Raw genomic sequence first — 18,611 nt, 5'->3', positions numbered from 1 at the left:
AAAAGCGTAGGCGTTTTGCCCACGCACAACTGTAAAGCAGAGGTGCCCTTCTAAGGCGCAGACGGTACTCCCATCCGCCAGGTGTTTCAAGCTCATGCCGATGGTCGCCAGGCGTCTTTACATCGCAAATCACCGGGAGTTATAAGAACAGCCACGACCACAACACAAAGTAAGGATGGAACCCATGAGCGAACACGAGCGCGACTACGCCGAGAAACGCGATTTCATCCGCATGCGAGTGGATGCCGATGTGTCTTTGATCCACGAAGGCCAAGAGATTGCCGGGGTTTGCGTGGATCTTTCCAGCTCCGGAATGCAAGTGCAGGCACCGCGCCAGTTCAACGTAGGAGACCTGCTGACCGTGCGCATTGATTCAGAACATGCGGCCCTTAAAGGCCTGGAGGCAGATACCAAAGTGGTGTGGGCCAAAACGGTGGGCAATGATCAGCAATTGGGCCTCAGCATCCTGAAAATGCGCTGAAACCCGCGCACAAAAAAGGCGATCACTCTGGATCGCCTTTTTTCATTTCAAACGATCACCTCTTAAAAGTCGTCGACGACCTTGCCATCTTTGACCTTGAACTCACGGTTCTGCAGGTAGGCGTTACGAATGAAGGTGTATTTGTCGCCGGTGATCAGCTTCTCACTGTCGAGCAAGCTGGCACGGGCGTCGACGATGCCAAGGCCCATGACGCTGTTACGCAGGGACACATCATCCATATAGCGATAAGGCTGGGTGTAGCTGTCGACGTACTTGGACGGCGCATCACGCAGGGTGCTTGGACCCAGCAGAGGGATCATCACGTACGGACCGCTGCCAACGCCCCAGTAGCCGAGTGTCTGGCCGAAGTCTTCATCGCTGCGTTGCAGCCCCATTTTGGTGCCTACGTCGATGAAGCCCAGCACACCGAACGTGGTGTTAACCAGCAAACGGGCAGTATCGACACCTGCATTGTGAGGTTTGAGCTGCAACACATTGTTGGCCAGGTTGCCGACGTCGCCGATGTTGCGGAAGAAGTTGTGGATACCGTCTTCAACAAATTGCGGAGTGATCCATTGATAGCCTTGGGCCAATGGCTTGAGGGCATAGGTATCAACAGTGTCGTTGAAGGTAAAGATCGGGCGGTTGACGCTTTCCCATGGATCATCTTCCGACGCAGCTTGCACAGCTAACGGGGCCAGCAGAACGGTGGCACACACCGACAGCTGAGCGAAGTAGTGGCTCCAGCGCATAGCTTTTGCTCCTTGAATGGTCTGTCATGGGCGCTATGCCCTGAATAGGGTAGCCAGTATATGACGGAAGTGCCCAATTAGGCAGCCGCCGGGAAAACTCATACCGCAAATGGACAAAATTCCTACAATTGAGCCAACTGTCATCGGAGTGTCATCCTGCCTCGATAGCGTCACAGCTATTTCAGGGATGTCGACATGCCTCAAGCCGAGATTGCAATCACCAGCGCACCCGCCTTGACCGCCGTGCTGTTTGGCCTGAGTGGCTGCCTAGTGGATTTTGGCTCACAGGCGCGCACCGACTCTCCTTCCCCGGATTCACAAGCCACGCCGGGCGCCCTGAAAATCCTGCGCAACCTCAAAGAGCTGGGCGTGCCCTGCGCTTGGCTGGATGAGCTGCCGCCTGCGGTGACCACTCCTTTGGCCGCCACCTTGCCCACCTGGCTCAAAGCAGCCTCGCCCTCCTCCATCCGCTGGCCCGCCCCCCACGCGTGCTGGCAAGCGCTGATGGAATTGAATATCGAACGCCTTGAAGGCTGCGTCCTGGTCAGCGGCGAGCCGCGCTTGTTGCAATCGGGACTTAACGCCGGGCTGTGGACCATCGGTCTGGCCTCCTGCGGTTCGCTGTGTGGCTTAGCGCCCGAGCAATGGCAGGCACTGAGCGACAAGGAACGCGAACACAAGCGCGGCAAGGCCACCGTGACGCTGTATGGGCTGGGAGTGCATTCTGTGATCGATCACTTAGGCGAACTCGGCACCTGCCTGGCAGACATCAGCCGGCGCCAGCTCAAAGGCGAGAAGCCCTGATCGAGATCATGCACAGTCGGCGCCGGTGGATTAATCTACAGTTCATCCCGTAGACCTTTCTCAGCGTGCCGTGGTCTATGCCAGTGCCTATCGATAAAAGGAAGAACGTCATGCCTGATCGCAAAAAACTGGAAGAACAGGTCAATATCCTGCGCGGGCAATTGGAGCAGGAGCCACCGCTATCGGAAGAAAAACGTGAAGCGCTGGAAGGGTTGATTGCCAAATTCGAAGTGCAACTTGAATTGGAACCGGCCACCCAGACACCGAGCATCGCAGATGATGTGAACCGTGCAGTGGAAGGTTTTGAACTGGACCATCCGGGCATTGCCGGGACACTGCGCAATATCGTGATCACCCTGGGCAACATCGGCATTTAACCCGAACCCAAGCCAGACACAGAACCAGAATGTGGGAGGGGGCTTGCCCCCGATTGCGGAGCGTCAGTCACCGAACCTGTGCCTGAACCTCTGCTATCGGGAGCAAGCCCCCTCCCACATTTGTTTTACTGGCGGGCCAGGCGCACGTTCTGGAACGCCACATCCTCGGTACTGCGATAAGGGTTGATATCCAGCCCGCCGCGCCGCACATACCGTGCATACACCGTCAATTTCTCCGGCTTCAGCAGGCGCTGCAGGTCGAGGAAGATGCGCTCCACACACTGCTCATGGAAGTCCGAGTGCTGGCGAAAGCTCACGATGTACTCCAACAGGCTGGCGTGATCCAACGCGTGACCACGGTACTCCACCACCACGCTGCCCCAGTCCGGCTGGCTGGTAACCGGGCAGTTAGACTTGAGCAGGTGGCTGTGCACGCTCTCCTCGACAATCCGCGAGTCGTCACAACGCAACAACTCAGGGCGCGGATGTTCGTAGCTGCTGACGTTGATATCCAGATCGTCAATGCATACGCCCGGCAATGCCATCACACCCTCGGCCTCGATCTCTGCAAGCCTGCGGATGCGTACGGTCACTGGTTTGCCGGCGGCGGCACTCAGGTCAGCGCGCAGTGTCGACTCAAGGCTTTGCGTATCGGCAAAGGCGGTCTGGTTCAGCGAGTTGAGGTACAGCTTGAATGACTTGGACTCGATGATATTCGGCGAGTCGGCCGGGATACTGAACTCACCAATGGCCACCACCGGCTTGCCCGACGGCAACAGCCAGGACAGTTCGAAGCAGTTCCAGAAATCCACGCCCTTGTAAGGCAGGGTCTCGGCACTCAGGCCCAGCTCGGCCCACTTGGCGGCGCGAGGAATCGGGAACAGCAACGAAGGCGTGTACGTGGAGATGTATTCACTGGACTTGCCCAGCGGCGAATGTTCGGCTGCGGGATGCATGGCGGAAACCTGGCTAAATAAACCGCGCCAGTCTACCAGCCTTTGCCCCCGCCCTTAAGAAACGCCTTACTCAACGGTCAGCTTGCCGACCATGCCTGCCTGGTAATGCCCGGGCAGGTTACAGGCGAACTCCAGACCGGTGGCCTGTGTGAATGTCCACGTCAGCTCAGCAGTTTTACCGGGCTCGACCAGCACACTGTTCGGGTCATCGTGCTTCATTGCACCGTGGCCCATGGCGCTGTGGTCCATCTTGCCCATGCCGGTAGACGTGAGCATGCCACTGGCCTGCATCTGCAACATTTCCTTCTGATGCGCCGCGTGCATCGCCGCGTCACCGAGGTTGAATTCATGCAGCAACTGGCCCTTGTTGACCAGCACGAAGCGCACCGTCTCACCGGCTTTTACGTCCAGGGACTTGGGCGCAAAGGCAATATCCTGCAGCGTCACTTCTACGGTGCGCGTGGCCTTGTCAGCCGCCGCTGGTTGACCAAATGCATAGCTGTGGGATGCATCAGCCAGTGCATTGAAACTCAACGCCAACAGGCAACCCGCCAACAACTGGGGTGTACGCAACGTCATCTCTCTTCTCCAAAATGTATAACCGGCTTGAGCCGCACTCTAAGATTACGCCGCTGCCAGCCAACTGACTGCTAGATTACAACTTTGTCAGGTTGCGCCCCGCACCTGGTCCCCACGGTATAAAGCCCCCTCGCCACCCGTTGCCAAGAGCTACCCCATGAAATTGCTGATCGTCGAAGACCAACCGAAAACCGGCCACTATCTGCGTCAAGGCCTGGCCGAGGCTGGCTTTACCACCGAACTGGTGGCCGACGGCACCAGCGGCCAGCACCTGGCGCTGACCGGCGATTATGACCTGCTGATCCTGGATGTAATGCTGCCCGGTCGCGACGGTTGGCAAATCCTGCAAGCGGTGCGCAGTGCGGGTCTGGAGATCCCGGTGCTATTTCTGACCGCCCGGGATGCCGTAGAGGACCGCGTGCATGGCCTGGAATTGGGCGCCGACGATTACCTGGTCAAACCCTTCGCCTTCTCCGAATTGCTGGCGCGGGTGCGCAGCCTGTTGCGCCGTGGCAGCAGCACGCCCCAGGAAACCGCCCTGCAAGTGGCCGACCTGCGTTTGGACCTGATCCGCCGCCGCGTCGAGCGCGACGGCCAACGTATCGACCTGACCGCCAAGGAGTTTTCTCTACTGGAACTGCTGCTGCGCCGCCAGGGCGAAGTGCTGCCCAAAACGCTGATCGCCTCCCAGGTGTGGGACATGAATTTCGACAGCGACACCAACATCATCGAAGTAGCGATCCGCCGCCTACGCCTCAAAGTCGATGACAACTTCCCTAATAAGCTGATCCACACCGTTCGCGGCATGGGCTATGTGCTGGAGGAGCGGTGCAATTGATCAAGCGCCTGTCCCTCGCCAGCCGCCTGGCACTATTGTTTGCGGCTTGTACGGCAGTGGTCTCGCTGATTGCAGGCGTGCTATTCAACCAAGCCAGTGAGGCGCACTTTGTCGAGTTGGACCAGCAGCAACTCGACAGCAAACTTGTGGCGTTGCGCAGCACCTTGCAGGGTGTCGACTCACCTCAAGCGTTCAACCAACGCGAGGCGCAACTGCGCGTCGAACTCAATCGACAGCCCGACCTTGCACTGCGCATCACTTCAGCCGGCCAGCGCTGGCTGGACGATGCGCCGAACGTCGCCCTGCCCACCGCGCCCGGCCTGCATAGCCTACAAAATGCCGGCACCGATTACCGCGTCTACAATGCGCCACTGAACGCTGGCCAAGCTGACTCACCGCAACTGAGCCTGATACTCGACATCACCCACCACCAGCACTTCCTGCAACGCATGCAGCGTTTGATCTGGCTCACCGTTGGCCTCTCTGCCCTCGCCACCGCGCTGCTGGGCGCCTGGGCCGCACGCAGCGGCTTGCGCCCATTGCGGCGCATGGGCGAAGTGGCTGCCAGCGTATCGGCCCACTCCTTGACCCAGCGCCTGCCACAGCAACACATGCCGGCGGAACTGGCTGAACTGGCCCAGGCCTTCAACGCCATGCTGGGACGATTGGACGACGCGTTCCAACGCCTGTCGGCCTTCTCCGCCGACATTGCCCATGAACTGCGCACGCCGCTGTCGAACCTGCTGACCCAGACCCAAGTCATCCTCACCCAGCCACGCCCGCTGGAGGATTACCGCGAGGCGCTGCACAGTAATTTGGAAGAGCTGCAATGGATGGCCCAACTGGTCAACGACATGCTGTACCTGGCCAAGGCGGACCACGGTTTGCTGATGCCCAAGCGTGAGCCATTGGCCCTGGCCGATGAAGTGGAGGCGTTGCTGGAGTTCTTTGCGTTGCTGGCCGAGGACGCGCACGTATCGCTGGTACGAGAAGGCAGCGCTCATACAGCCGGGGATCGCGGCATGTTGCGCCGGGCTTTGTCGAACTTGCTGGATAACGCCCTCAGGTTCACCCCGGCAGGCGGCGAAGTGCGGGTAAGAATAACCGAAGGCGCAATGGGCGTGACGCTAGCGGTGGAGAACACCGGTGAAGGCATCCCCGGGGCGTTGCTACCGAGGCTGTTTGATCGGTTCTATCGGGCCGACCCGGCGCGCCATGAAGGCAGCAGCGAACATGCGGGGCTGGGGCTGGCGATTACCCAGTCGATCGTGCGCGCCCATGGGGGGAGGATTTTTTGTGAGTCCGGGGCTGGATGGACGCGGTTTGTGATTGAGCTGCCAGCTGTAGATTGATGCAAGCTGCACCGGCCCTATCGGGGGCAAGCCCCCTCCCACACTTTGATCTATGAATACCTCAAATGTGGGAGAGGGCTTGCCCCCGATAGCGGTCTCAATAATTACGAGTATCTCAGCGCATGCGCCGGCTCAATCTTCGCCGCCCGATACGCCGGATACAGCGTCGCCAAAAAGCTCAACACAAACCCGGCGGTGCAGATCAGCACCACATCGCCACCTTGCAGCTCCGAAGGCAGGTTGCTGACGAAGTACACATCCGAACTAAAGATATGCTGCCCGCTCACCCGCTCGACCCAGCCCACCAACTCGCTCACGTTGAGCGCTGCAATCACCCCCAGCACGCCGCCGATCAAGGTGCCGACAATGCCGATCACCGTGCCCTGCACCATGAAGATCGCCATGATCTGCCGGGGCGTGGCGCCGATGGTGCGCAGGATCGCGATATCCGCGCCTTTGTCATTCACTACCATGATCAAGGTGGCGATGATGTTGAACGCGGCCACGGCGACGATCATCAGCAGCAGCAGGCCGATCATGGTCTTTTCCATTTTCATCGCGCTGAACAGGCTGCCCTGGGTGTGGGTCCAGTCATCTGCCTTGTAGGCCGCGCCGAGGCTGGTGGCAATGTCCGTGGACACCTTGGGCGCTGCGTACAAATCTTTAACCGCCAAGCGCACACTCTGCACCTGGTTCGGCTGCCAATGCTGGATTTCCGCCGCGTCGGCCATGTGTATCAAGGCCATGGAACCATCCAACTCGGCGCCGACCTTGAAAATCCCCACCACGTTCAACCGCTGCATACGCGGGGTGATGCCGCCCGGCGCAGTGCTGATTTCCGGAACGATCAGGGTGAGCTTGTCGCCCACGTTCAAGCGGAAACGCCGGGCGGTGATTTCACCGACCACCACGCCGAACTCGCCGGGCTTCAGGTCGTCCAGTTTGCCCTGAACGATGTGCTGGGCCACGATCGACACCTTGCCTTCCTGGGCCGGGTCGACGCCGCTGATCTCGATCGGCTGCATCGCGCCCTTGTAGGAGAACATGCCGTCCATCTGCGTAAACGGTACTGCAGCGGTCACTTGCGGATTCTTCATCGCCGCCGCGGCCACCGGCTGCCAATCATCAATCGGGTTCACGCCGACGATGGTGGCGTGGGGCACCATGCCGAGGATGCGCGAGCTCATTTCGCGCTGGAAGCCGTTCATCACCGACAGCACTACGATCATCGCCAATACGCCCAGGGCGAGGCCGATCATCGAGGTCATCGAGATAAACGAAACAAAACGGTTGCGGCGCTTGGCGCGGGTATAGCGCGTGCCGATGAAAATCGATAACGGTCTGAACATTCGCTTGCACCGCCTGAAAAATTAAAAAAGCCCGACGCCAGGCTTGAAACGGGTCAGATGGCGACCAGATGACCTTCCTGCAGGTGCAGCACGCGGTCCATCTGGCGGGCCATGCTCATGTCATGGGTCACCACCAGGAATGCAGTGCGCATCTGGGTGCTCAGCTCCAGCATCAAATCCTTGATGCCCTGGGCGGTGTGGGAGTCGAGGTTGCCGGTGGGCTCGTCGAGCATCACCAGGCCTGGGTTGTTCACCAGGGCGCGGGCGATTGCCACACGCTGGCGCTCGCCGCCGGACAGTTCGGCCGGCTTGTGCTCAAGGCGATGGCCCAAGCCGACACGCTCCAGCAAGGCCTTGGCACGCTGGCGTGCTTCCGGGATTGCGGTCTTGCCGATCAGCAGCGGCATGCAGACGTTTTCCAGTGCGGTGAATTCCGGCAACAAGTGGTGAAACTGGTACACAAAACCCAACGAACGGTTGCGCAACTGGCCACGGGCCTTTTCATTCAAGGCTGACAATTCTTCGCCAGCCAGCCAGACGCTGCCCTGGGACGGCGTGTCGAGGCCGCCCAACAGGTTCAGCAAGGTACTTTTGCCGGAACCGGAACTGCCGACGATCGCCACGCGTTCGCCTGGATGCAGCTCAAGTTGCAGGTTGCACAGCACCACCACTGACTCAGGGCCTTCCTCGTAGGATTTGCCCAGGTTGCGGCAGCTCAGGATTGCTTTTTCACTCATGCCCGATTCACTCATAACGTAAGGCCTGTGCTGGCTGGGTACGTGCCGCGCGCCAGGCTGGATACAGGGTGGCAAGGAAACTCAGGACCAACGCAGCGCCGCCCACCATCAACACGTCCTGGGCCTGAACCTGGGACGGCAAGTAGTCGATGAAGTAGACGTCTGCATTGAGGAACTTGTGGCCGATCACTTTCTCAAGCAAGGCGATGGCTGCGCTGACGTTAAGCGCGGCCAGGATGCCCACGGCGGTGCCGATCAAGGTACCCACCACGCCGATCACGGTGCCCTGCACCATGAAGATCGCCATGATCTGCCCCGGCGTGGCGCCCAGGGTACGCAGGATGGCGATGTCGCCTTTCTTGTCATTCACCACCATCACCAGCGTGGAAATGATGTTGAACGCGGCCACAGCGACGATCAGCAGCAGCAGCAGGCCGATCATGGCTTTTTCCATGCGGATGGCCTGGTACAGGTTGCCGTGGGTACGGGTCCAGTCACGGGCGTAATACTCGGTTTCACCCAAGTGCTGGGCGATATCCCAGGCACCGCGCGGGGCGTCGAACAAATCGCTGAACTTCAGGCGCAGGCCCTGCACCTGATCCGGCTGCCAGCGCTGGAGGCGGGCCAGATCGGTGAGATTGGTCAGCCCGAGGTAGCCGTCGATTTCGCCGGCGCCCACATGGAAGGTGCCGACCACGGTAAAGCGTTTCATGCGCGGAAACATGCCCGCCGGGGTCACGGTGACTTCCGGCGCGACGAAGGTCAGCTTGTCGCCGAGGCCCACGCCGAGCTTGGCTGCGGCCTTGTCGCCGATCACGATGCCGAAATCGCCAGGCGCCAGATCGTCGAGTTTGCCCTGCAACATGAACTTGTCGATGATCGACACGTTGCGTTCCTGGGCTGGGTCGATGCCATTGAGCAAGATCTTCTGCACCTTGCCATCATGGGTCAGCAGCCCCTGCATCTGGGTAAACGGCGCAACGGCCACGACCTTGGGGTTCTGCTTGACCTTGGCGGCCAGGTTTTGCCAATCGTTGATCGGCTCGCCCGACTCGATGGTCGCGTGGGGCACCATGCCCAGCACGCGGGTGCGCATCTCATGATCGAAGCCGTTCATCACCGACAGCACCACAATCATCACGACTACGCCCAAGGCGAGCCCGATCATCGAGGTCAAGGAAATGAACGACACAAAATGATTGCGGCGCTTTGCACGGGTATAACGCGTGCCAATAAATACGAAGAGAGGTCTGAACATGTCGGGGCTTGTTCGGAGGAAAAGAAGACGTCCCGGTGGCGGGGTCTGGTAAGCAGCTTTACACTCTGACCATTACCGTTACCTGGGGTTCGCCATGTCGACATTAGATGAAGAAGAGCGCCGCGAATACTACCGTATCGACGACATGATCGCACTCCAAATCAAAAACCTGTCGGCCCCCGAAGCGGCGAGCAAGGAAGTGTTGCTGGATGATTCACCGCTGTTCAACCTGCTCAGCGAATTGCATCTCAGCGAATTCGAAGCCCAGCACCTGCTGCGCCAACTGAGCGAGAAGGACCGCACCCTCGCCGCCTTCCTGCGCGTGCAGAACAAGCGCGTAGACCTCCTCAGCCAGATCATGGCACGCGGCCTGCTCGATGAGGTGGGCGCACCGCAGCCGGTGATCATCTCCGAAGGCGGTATCGACTTCCAACACCCTACCTCACTGGTCACCGGCGCTCACTTGGCCGTCAAGCTGGTGCTGATGCCCCAGGCGCTCGGCCTGCTGCTGCGGGCACGGGTCACCCATTGCGATCCCAAGGGCGATGGCTTTGACGTGGGTACGGAATTCGAGTCCATGACCGATACCCAACGCCAACTGCTGGCGCGCTACATCCTGCAAAAGCAGGCCCAGGAACGCCGCCTGGCGCGGGAACAAAGCGACGACATCTGAATTCGTATTCACTACGCCAGCCAGCCTGGCGCAAAGGAGCAACTGTGACCCTGATTTACGGCCACCGCGGTGCCAAAGGCGAAGCACCGGAAAACACCCTGACCAGCTTCCAGGAGTGCCTCAAGCACGGTGTACGCCGCTGCGAACTGGATCTGCACCTGTCCATGGACGGCGAGTTGATGGTCATCCACGACCCGACCCTCAAGCGCACCGCTGACAGGCGCGGCAAGGTCGTCGAGTATTCGGCGGCGGACCTTGTGAAGATGGACGCACGCAAAGGCGGCCCAGGCTGGATCAAACCGTGCCCGATCCCGCGTCTGGAAGAGCTGTTCGAGCAGTGCGACTTCGATCACTGGCAACTGGAAGTCAAAAGCGCTTCGCGCACCCGCGCCGCGACCACGGTGCTGGCAATCCGTGAGATGGCGGTACGTTTCGGCCTGATGGACAAAGTCACCGTGACTTCAAGCTCGCGGGAAGTATTGAAAGCAGCGGTTGAACTCACCCCGGACCTGTCACGCGGACTGGTCGCCGAATACGCCTGGCTCGACCCGCTGAAGGTCGCGCAAAACTACGGCTGTGAGTATCTGGCATTGAACTGGACGCTGTGCACCCCGGAGCGTCTGGAAAAAGCCCAGCGCCAGGGTTTGCACGTGTCCGTATGGACGGTCAACGAACCTGCGCTGATGCGCAGGCTCGCCGACTTCGGCGTAGATAGCCTGATTACAGACTTTCCCGGTTTGGCCACTGCCACCCTCGGGAATTACTGAAATCGGTCTCCCCGGCCGGCTCAGGCCACCGGCCGGAGCCGCTCAAAAAAGCCGGTTGAGGCCGTCGTAGGCCGCTACCCGATAGGCTTCAGCCATGGTCGGGTAGTTGAACGTGGTGTTCACAAAATACTTGAGGGTATTTTGCTCGCCCGGTTGGTTCATGATGGCCTGGCCGATGTGCACGATCTCCGACGCCTGGTAGCCGAAGCAATGCACACCGAGCACCTCAAGGGTCTCGCGGTGGAACAGGATCTTCAGCATGCCTTGGGGCTCACCAGCGATCTGCGCACGCGCCATGCTCTTGAAGAACGCCTTGCCGACTTCATAAGGCACCTTGGCCTTGGTCAGTTCGTGCTCGTTCTTGCCAATCGAGCTGATCTCGGGAATCGTGTAGATCCCGGTCGGCACGTCGTTCACGTAGCGCCAGCTGCCGTTGTCGACGATGCTGCCAGCAGCCGAACGGCCCTGGTCATGCGCCGCACTGGCCAGGCTTGGCCAGCCGATTACGTCACCAGCGCCGTAGATGTTGGTTACACAGGTGCGGTAGTTCTCGTCCACCTCGATCTGGCCACGGTTGTTGACCTTGACCCCGATGTTTTCCATGCCCAGCTTGTCGGTGTTGCCGGTACGGCCGTTGCACCACAACAAGGCGTCGGCCTTGATCTTCTTGCCGGACTTGAGGTGCAGGATCACACCGTTGTCCAGGCCTTCGACCCGCTCGTACTCTTCGTTGTGGCGCACGGTGATGTTGTTGTTGCTGAAGTGGTAGCTCAACGCCTGGGAAATTTCCGAGTCGAGGAAGCTCAGCAATTGGTCGCGGTTGTCCACCAGTTCCACCAATACACCCAGGCCGCTGAAGATCGAGGCGTATTCACAGCCGATCACGCCGGCGCCGTAGATGATCAATTTGCGTGGGGTGTGGCCCAGGCTCAGGATGGTGTCGCTATCGTAGATACGCGGATGGTGGAAATCGATATCGGCCGGGCGATACGGGCGCGAACCGGTGGCGATGATGATGTGTTTGGCCACCAGCTTCTCGACCACGCCATTGGCGCACACCACTTCGACGGTTTGCTCGTCGGCGAAGCTGCCGGTGCCGAAGAACAGGTCAACACGGTTACGGGCGTAGTAGCCGGTACGCGAAGCCACTTGTTTGGAGATAACTTTCTCGGCGCTCTTGAGCACATCCGGGAACGAGAACCAGCGCGGCTCACCAATGGCCCGGAACATCGGGTTGGTGTTGAACTGCATGATCTGGCGGACCGAGTGACGCAAGGCCTTGGACGGGATGGTACCCAGGTGGGTGCAGTTACCGCCGACCTGGCGACGGCTATCGACCATCGCCACCTTGCGCCCTGCCTTCGCGGCGTTCATCGCCGCACCTTCTCCAGCCGGGCCGGAACCCAGTACCACCACGTCGTAGTTGTAGACAGCCATGCGTACTCCTCAGAACAGGCCAGGCGTACGGTTGGACGCCTGGCTAAATCATGCCGCGGCCAGCGGTCATGAAGGACAATTTGGCTCAAGTGTGTGAACCGGGGCACAGTCTATATAAGGCTCAACGCCGCGCACATTAACCCTTGGTCGCGTCGTAGGCCAGTATTGCCTTTACTACACGGCGCAGATTACCGCTAAATCCTGACACGGCCAGAAATTGAATTACCCTGTAGGCACGTACGTTTTTCAGGACGGGGCATTATGCGACATATAGTTATCTGTTTGATGATGATGCTGTCGATCACGGCGCATGCTAATGAGGCGGATCGATTGAAGCAGGCCGATTTCCCGGCACAGTCCCAGGAACTGGTCCTGAAAAACCAGGCGGTGCTCACGTACCTCTGGGCGGACGTGTACGCGGCGGCGCTATATGCCCCGGCGACGCTGAGCGCCAGACAGGCCTGGGACCAGCAAAAGGCGCTGCGCCTGGTGCTTTATTACTATCGCGACATCGACCGCTCCGACGTGATCAAGGCCGCCACCGCTACGCTGGAGCGCCAGCAAGCCAGCGCACGCTTGAATCCCGAGCTGGATCAACTGCATGCCAGCTTTCGCAACATACGCAAAGGTGATCGATATGCCTTGGACTTTCATCCAGGGCGCGGCTTGAACCTTGAGATCAATGGCCAAGTGGTGTTCAGCAGCCGTAATGAGGCACTGGCCAGGGCCTACCTGGGTATCTGGCTGGCGCCCAAAGGGCTGTCTGATGAGTTGCGCGGCAAATTGTTGAAATGAAAATGGCCTGCCGTGGGGTATGCATCCACTGAACGACCGCTATCGGGGGCAAGTCCCCTCCCACATGTCGATTTGTGAGTACATTCAAATGTGGGAGGTAGCTTGCTCCCGATGAGGCCCTGATCGACAACACAAAACCTGCAGCCATAAAAAAGCCCCGAACCAGTCGGGGCTTTTTCATTCAACGCAGAGGCTTAGCGCGGAAACGCAGGCGGGTTAACCCCAGCCATGTCTTCCATCACGCGAACCACCTGGCAGCTGTAGCCGAACTCGTTGTCGTACCACACGTACAGCACAACACGGTTGTCCTGGGTAATGGTCGCTTCCGCGTCCACCACACCGGCGTGGCGCGAGCCAACGAAGTCGGTGGACACCACTTCCTGGGAATTGACGTAGTCGATTTGCTTGTGCAGATCGGAGTGCAGCGCCATGTAGCGCAGGTACTCGTTCATCTCTTCACGGGTGGCGGCTTTCTCAAGGTTCAGGTTGAGAATCGCCATCGACACGTTAGGCGTCGGCACACGGATCGCGTTACCGGTCAGCTTGCCGGCCAGCTCAGGCAAAGCTTTGGCAGCAGCGGTGGCAGCACCGGTCTCGGTGATAACCATGTTCAGCGCGGCGCTACGACCACGGCGATCGCCTTTGTGGAAGTTGTCGATCAGGTTCTGGTCGTTGGTGTACGAGTGAACGGTTTCAACGTGGCCGTTAACGATGCCGAACTTGTCGTTCACAGCTTTCAGCACCGGCACGATGGCATTGGTGGTGCAGGAAGCGGCGGACACGATCTTGTCGTCAGCAGTGATTTCACCGTGGTTGATGCCGTGCACGATGTTCTTCAGCTTGCCTTTGCCAGGTGCGGTCAGAACAACACGGTCGACACCCGGGCAGGCCAGGTGCTGGCCCAGGCCTTCGGCATCACGCCATACGCCGGTGTTATCCACCAGCAGAGCGTCCTTGATGCCGTACTGGGTGTAATCCACCTCAGACGGGTTCTTCGCGTAGATCACCTGGATCAGGTTACCGTTGGCGGTGATGGTGTTGTTTTCTTCGTCGATGACGATGGTGCCGTTGAACGGACCGTGTACCGAATCGCGACGCAGCAGGCTGGCGCGTTTGGTCAGGTCGTTGTCGGCGCCTTTGCGCACGACAATGGCACGCAGGCGCAGGCCGTCGCCGCCACCGGTTTTTTCGATCAGGATGCGTGCCAGCAGGCGGCCGATACGACCGAAGCCGTACAGAACCACATCAGTGCCTTTGCGGACAGCGGCGTTTTGCTGACCAACCACATCGGCCATTTCTTCACGCACGAACTGCTCGGCAGTCCGGCCCGCGCCTTCTTTGCGGAATTTGTACGCCAACTTGCCCAGATCTACCGAGGCCGCACCGAGCTTGAGCTCGCTCATGGCCTTGAGCAGTGGGAATGTTTCGTGGACGGAGAGTTCGCTGTCGTCGGCAGAGCGATGGCGCGCAAAACGGTGCGCCTTGAGAATCGCGATGACGGACTGGTTGATCAGGCTGCGGCCATAGATCGAGCTCACCACATTGTTATTGCGGTACAGCTGACCGATAAGCGGGATCATCGCTTCTGCGAGTGCTTCACGGTCGATCCATTCACCAAGACACTGGTCGGGCTTCTGAGTCACGGGAACCTTCCACATGTAGGGGCTGAAAAAAGGGGCTACATTATGCCGCCCGACTGTCCTCGTCGCAATGCGCGCCAGGCAACAAAAAGTCCTTGCTAAAAAATACCGCCCCGCTGCAGCCCAGTAAATACGCGGGTTCCAGAAGGCCACTAGTTCAACGAGTCGGCCGACTTGTCCGTAACCCTCCTAAACATTCACGCTTTTTGGCACTACATATTGAGTCAAAACACGCCATTGTTTGTCTTAGCCACTACATTTCCTACAAACCGTAATAGGCTCAGTCAGCAACTGACAGGCGGCACCTCGGGCCGTTACAATTACCGACTTTGTCGCAACGCTTGGAGCTCAACCTTCCGTGCCCGTTCTGCGTCTACCGCTACTCCCTGCCGCGGCAGGTAAACAGCACTGGGGCAACCTGCCCGGTGCCGCCCTGAGCCTGGCCATTGCCGAGGCTGCCAGCGCAGCCAAGCGCTTTACCCTGCTGCTCACCGCCGACAGCCAAAGCGCCGAACGGTTGGAGCAGGAGCTGAGCTTCTTCGCCCCCGATTTGCCGGTGCTGCATTTTCCCGACTGGGAAACCCTGCCCTACGACCTGTTCTCGCCGCATCAGGACATCATTTCACAGCGCATCGCCAGCCTGTACCGCTTGCCGGAACTGGCCCACGGTGTGCTCGTGGTGCCGATCACAACGGCCCTGCACCGTCTGGCACCGACCAAGTTCCTGCTGGGCAGCAGCCTGGTGCTGGATATCGGCCAGAAACTCGATGTGGAACAAATGCGCACGCGCCTGGAAGCCAGCGGCTACCGCTGCGTCGATACGGTGTATGAGCACGGTGAATTCGCGGTGCGCGGCGCCCTGATTGACCTGTTCCCGATGGGCAGCAAGTTGCCGTACCGCATCGACCTGTTCGATGACGAAATCGAAACCCTGCGCACCTTCGATCCGGAGAACCAGCGCTCTATCGACAAGGTCGACTCGGTCAAGCTGCTACCCGCGCGGGAATTCCCGCTGCAAAAAGACGCGGTGACCCGCTTCAAGGCGCGCTTCCGAGAGCGCTTCGATGTCGACTTCCGTCGCTGCCCGATCTTCCAGGACTTGAGCAGCGGGATTACTCCGGCCGGTATCGAGTACTACCTGCCGCTGTTTTTCGACGAGACCTCCACGCTGTTCGATTACCTGCCCCAGGACACCCAGGTGTTCTCGCTGCCGGGTATCGAACAAGCCGCGGAAAACTTCTGGAACGACGTGCGCAACCGCTACGAAGAGCGCCGCGTCGACCCGTCCCGTCCTTTATTGCCACCCGCCGAGCTGTTCCTGCCGGTGGAAGACTGTTTCGCGCGCCTGAAAAACTGGCCGCGCGTTGTCGCCAGCCAGCAGGACGTGGAGGCCGGCAGCGGCCGCGAACGCTTCCCAGCCGGAACGCTGCCGGATTTGGCGATTCAAGCCAAAGCCACGCAGCCCCTGGAGGCTTTGTCCAACTTCCTCGGCGACTTCCCCGGCCGCGTGCTGTTTACCGCCGAATCCGCCGGCCGTCGCGAAGTGCTGCTGGAATTATTGGAACGTCTGAAACTGCGGCCAAAAACCGTCGACAGTTGGCCGGACTTTGTAAAAAGCAAAGAACGCCTGGCGATCACCATCGCACCGCTCGACGAAGGCCTGCTTCTGGATGATCCGGCCCTGGCACTGATCGCCGAGAGCCCCCTGTTCGGCCAGCGCGTGATGCAGCGGCGCCGTCGCGAAAAACGCGCCGACGCCAACAACGACGCCGTGATCAAGAACCTCACCGAGCTGCGCGAAGGCGCGCCGGTGGTGCATATCGACCACGGCGTGGGTCGCTACCTCGGTCTGCAGACGCTGGAGATCGATAACCAGGCCGCCGAATTCCTCACCATGGAGTACGCCGAGGGCGCGAAGCTCTATGTGCCGGTTGCCAGCCTGCACCTGATCGCCCGCTACACCGGCAGCGACGACGCACTGGCGCCGTTGCACCGCCTGGGGTCCGAGACGTGGCAGAAAGCCAAGCGCAAGGCCGCCGAACAGGTGCGCGATGTCGCCGCTGAACTGCTCGACATTTACGCCCGTCGCGCCGCCCGCGAAGGCTATGCCTTTGCCGACCCGAAAGCCGACTACGCCACCTTCAGCGCCGGCTTTGCCTTCGAAGAAACGCCGGACCAGCAAACCACCATCGAAGCCGTGCGCGCCGATATGCTCGCGCCAAAGCCGATGGACCGCCTGGTGTGCGGCGACGTGGGTTTCGGCAAGACCGAAGTGGCGATGCGCGCAGCCTTCATTGCCGTCCACGGCGGCCGACAAGTTGCGATCCTGGTCCCGACCACCCTGCTCGCCCAGCAGCACTACAACAGCTTCCGCGACCGCTTTGCCGACTGGCCGGTGACCGTCGAAGTGATGAGCCGCTTCAAGTCCGCCAAGGAAGTGAACGCCGCGATCGCCGACCTGGCCGAAGGCAAGATCGACATCGTGATCGGCACGCACAAGCTGCTGTCGGACGATGTGAAGATCAAGAACCTGGGTTTGGTGATCATCGACGAAGAACACCGCTTCGGCGTGCGTCAAAAGGAACAGCTCAAGGCCCTGCGCAGCGAAGTCGACATTCTTACGCTCACTGCGACGCCGATCCCCCGCACGCTGAACATGGCGGTGTCGGGCATGCGCGATCTGTCGATCATCGCCACACCGCCGGCACGCCGGCTGTCGGTGCGCACCTTCGTGATGGAGCAGAACAAAAGCACGGTCAAAGAAGCACTGCTGCGTGAACTGCTCCGTGGTGGCCAGGTGTACTACCTGCACAACGACGTAAAAACCATCGAGAAATGCGCCGCCGACCTCGCCGAACTGGTACCGGAAGCACGCATCGCCATCGGCCACGGTCAGATGCGCGAGCGTGAACTCGAACAGGTGATGAGCGACTTCTACCACAAGCGCTTCAACGTACTGATCGCCTCGACCATCATCGAGACTGGCATCGACGTTCCGAGCGCCAACACCATCATCATCGAGCGCGCTGATAAGTTCGGCCTGGCGCAGTTGCACCAACTGCGTGGCCGCGTCGGCCGTAGTCACCACCAGGCTTACGCCTACCTGCTGACTCCGCCGCGCCAACAGATCACTTCCGACGCCGAGAAGCGCCTGGAAGCCATCGCTAACACCCAGGACCTGGGCGCCGGATTTGTGCTGGCCACCAACGACCTGGAAATCCGTGGCGCCGGCGAACTGCTGGGCGACGGCCAGAGCGGGCAGATCCAGGCCGTCGGCTTCACCTTGTATATGGAGATGCTTGAACGCGCGGTGAAAGCTATCCGCAAGGGCGAGCAGCCGAACCTCGATCAACCCCTGGGCGGCGGCCCGGAAATCAACCTGCGCTTGCCGGCCTTGATTCCCGAAGATTACCTGCCGGATGTGCACGCACGGTTGATCCTGTACAAACGCATCGCCTCGGCCACCGACGAAGAAGGCCTCAAGGATTTGCAGGTTGAAATGATCGACCGCTTCGGCCTGCTGCCGGAACCGACCAAGAACCTGGTGCGCCTGACCTTGCTTAAATTGCAGGCCGAGCAGCTGGGTATTAAGAAAGTCGACGCAGGGCCACAGGGCGGACGCATCGAGTTCGAAGCGCAAACGCCGGTAGACCCGTTGGTGCTGATCAAGCTGATCCAGGGCCAACCCAACCGCTATAAGTTCGAAGGGGCTACGCTGTTCAAATTCATGGTGCCGATGGAACGTGCCGAAGAACGCTTTAATACCCTGGAGGCGCTGTTTGAGCGCCTCATCCCGAAATCTGTTTGAAGGACGCC

Annotated in this window: 17 protein-coding genes; 9 read left to right on the top strand and 8 right to left on the bottom strand. The window is 59.9% G+C overall.

Translation table 11 applies throughout. From position 1 onward, the window contains the following. Nucleotides 1-184: 184 nt before the first annotated feature. On the top strand, nt 185-481 hold the full coding sequence (locus AOA61_RS06955) for a PilZ domain-containing protein (protein WP_095184124.1): 297 nt from the start codon (nt 185-187) through the stop codon (nt 479-481). A gap of 62 nt (nt 482-543) precedes the next feature. Here AOA61_RS06955 and AOA61_RS06950 read toward each other — a convergent pair whose 3' ends face one another. Continuing rightward, nucleotides 544-1,233 carry a VacJ family lipoprotein gene (locus AOA61_RS06950; protein WP_099601414.1) on the bottom strand — a complete coding sequence of 230 codons (690 nt, stop codon included), beginning with the start codon at nt 1,231-1,233 and terminating at the stop codon, nt 544-546. A 195-nt stretch (nt 1,234-1,428) separates the two neighbouring features. On the opposite strand from AOA61_RS06950, the gene AOA61_RS06945 reads away from it, so the two are divergent. Continuing rightward, nucleotides 1,429-2,037, top strand: coding sequence for a hypothetical protein (locus AOA61_RS06945; RefSeq protein WP_032888830.1), 609 nt, complete (start codon nt 1,429-1,431; stop codon nt 2,035-2,037). Between the two features lie 110 nt (nt 2,038-2,147). Continuing rightward, on the top strand, nt 2,148-2,414 hold the full coding sequence (locus AOA61_RS06940) for a DUF4404 family protein (RefSeq protein WP_032888829.1): 267 nt from the start codon (nt 2,148-2,150) through the stop codon (nt 2,412-2,414). A 125-nt stretch (nt 2,415-2,539) separates the two neighbouring features. Here the strand turns inward: AOA61_RS06940 and queF are convergent, their stop codons facing one another. Further along, entirely contained in the window at nt 2,540-3,370 is an 831-nt protein-coding gene (gene queF / locus AOA61_RS06935; protein WP_099601413.1) for an NADPH-dependent 7-cyano-7-deazaguanine reductase QueF, read from the bottom strand. Between the two features lie 66 nt (nt 3,371-3,436). Further along, nucleotides 3,437-3,949, bottom strand: coding sequence for a plastocyanin/azurin family copper-binding protein (locus AOA61_RS06930; protein WP_099601412.1), 513 nt, complete (start codon nt 3,947-3,949; stop codon nt 3,437-3,439). 157 nt (nt 3,950-4,106) lie between these two features. Here AOA61_RS06930 and AOA61_RS06925 point away from each other — a divergent pair, with 157 nt between their 5' ends. Both AOA61_RS06925 and AOA61_RS06920 read left to right on the top strand, forming a co-directional pair. Further along, nucleotides 4,107-4,787, top strand: a complete 681-nt coding sequence (locus AOA61_RS06925; protein ID WP_099601411.1) for a heavy metal response regulator transcription factor — start codon at nt 4,107-4,109, stop codon at nt 4,785-4,787. Continuing rightward, on the top strand, nt 4,784-6,139 hold the full coding sequence (locus tag AOA61_RS06920) for a heavy metal sensor histidine kinase (protein ID WP_099601502.1): 1,356 nt from the start codon (nt 4,784-4,786) through the stop codon (nt 6,137-6,139). The genes AOA61_RS06925 and AOA61_RS06920 overlap by 4 nt, the downstream gene beginning before the upstream one ends. Before the next feature lie 104 nt (nt 6,140-6,243). On the opposite strand, the gene AOA61_RS06915 is transcribed toward AOA61_RS06920, so the two are convergent. Genes AOA61_RS06915 through AOA61_RS06905 form a run of 3 tightly spaced genes read right to left on the bottom strand, consistent with a single transcriptional unit; the run spans nt 6,244 to nt 9,483 of the window. Further along, complete coding sequence (locus tag AOA61_RS06915) at nt 6,244-7,488, bottom strand: lipoprotein-releasing ABC transporter permease subunit (RefSeq protein WP_095184121.1); 1,245 nt, start codon at nt 7,486-7,488, stop codon at nt 6,244-6,246. Nucleotides 7,489-7,541: 53 nt separating this feature from the next. Beyond that, nucleotides 7,542-8,225 carry a lipoprotein-releasing ABC transporter ATP-binding protein LolD gene (gene lolD / locus AOA61_RS06910; RefSeq protein ID WP_164444762.1) on the bottom strand — a complete coding sequence of 228 codons (684 nt, stop codon included), beginning with the start codon at nt 8,223-8,225 and terminating at the stop codon, nt 7,542-7,544. A 7-nt stretch (nt 8,226-8,232) separates the two neighbouring features. Then, the gene (locus AOA61_RS06905) at nt 8,233-9,483 is read right to left on the bottom strand and encodes a lipoprotein-releasing ABC transporter permease subunit (RefSeq protein ID WP_032888819.1); all 1,251 of its coding nucleotides are present in this window, start codon (nt 9,481-9,483) and stop codon (nt 8,233-8,235) included. Between the two features lie 94 nt (nt 9,484-9,577). Here AOA61_RS06905 and AOA61_RS06900 point away from each other — a divergent pair, with 94 nt between their 5' ends. Together AOA61_RS06900 and AOA61_RS06895 are read left to right on the top strand one after the other, a co-directional pair. Then, entirely contained in the window at nt 9,578-10,156 is a 579-nt protein-coding gene (locus tag AOA61_RS06900) for a PilZ domain-containing protein (RefSeq protein ID WP_032888817.1), read from the top strand. 44 nt (nt 10,157-10,200) lie between these two features. Further along, complete coding sequence (locus AOA61_RS06895; protein ID WP_032888815.1) at nt 10,201-10,923, top strand: glycerophosphodiester phosphodiesterase; 723 nt, start codon at nt 10,201-10,203, stop codon at nt 10,921-10,923. 42 nt (nt 10,924-10,965) lie between these two features. On the opposite strand, the gene sthA is transcribed toward AOA61_RS06895, so the two are convergent. Then, nucleotides 10,966-12,360: a Si-specific NAD(P)(+) transhydrogenase gene (gene sthA, locus AOA61_RS06890; RefSeq protein WP_032888814.1), complete on the bottom strand. Its 1,395-nt coding sequence runs from the start codon at nt 12,358-12,360 to the stop codon at nt 10,966-10,968. Between the two features lie 261 nt (nt 12,361-12,621). On the opposite strand from sthA, the gene AOA61_RS06885 reads away from it, so the two are divergent. Beyond that, on the top strand, nt 12,622-13,155 hold the full coding sequence (locus AOA61_RS06885) for a chalcone isomerase family protein (RefSeq protein ID WP_099601409.1): 534 nt from the start codon (nt 12,622-12,624) through the stop codon (nt 13,153-13,155). Nucleotides 13,156-13,349: 194 nt separating this feature from the next. Here the strand turns inward: AOA61_RS06885 and AOA61_RS06880 are convergent, their stop codons facing one another. Continuing rightward, a complete protein-coding gene (locus AOA61_RS06880; RefSeq protein ID WP_099601408.1) occupies nt 13,350-14,813 on the bottom strand; it encodes a glyceraldehyde-3-phosphate dehydrogenase in 1,464 nt (487 codons plus the stop codon). A gap of 340 nt (nt 14,814-15,153) precedes the next feature. Here AOA61_RS06880 and mfd point away from each other — a divergent pair, with 340 nt between their 5' ends. After that, the gene (gene mfd, locus AOA61_RS06875; RefSeq protein ID WP_099601407.1) at nt 15,154-18,603 is read left to right on the top strand and encodes a transcription-repair coupling factor; all 3,450 of its coding nucleotides are present in this window, start codon (nt 15,154-15,156) and stop codon (nt 18,601-18,603) included. The last annotated feature ends 8 nt before the right edge of the window (nt 18,604-18,611 follow it).

The sequence above is a fragment of the Pseudomonas sp. 2995-1 genome, from assembly GCF_002742505.1.
GTDB classification, from domain to species: domain Bacteria; phylum Pseudomonadota; class Gammaproteobacteria; order Pseudomonadales; family Pseudomonadaceae; genus Aquipseudomonas; species Aquipseudomonas sivasensis.
This window is presented reverse-complemented; position numbering and strand designations above follow the sequence as displayed.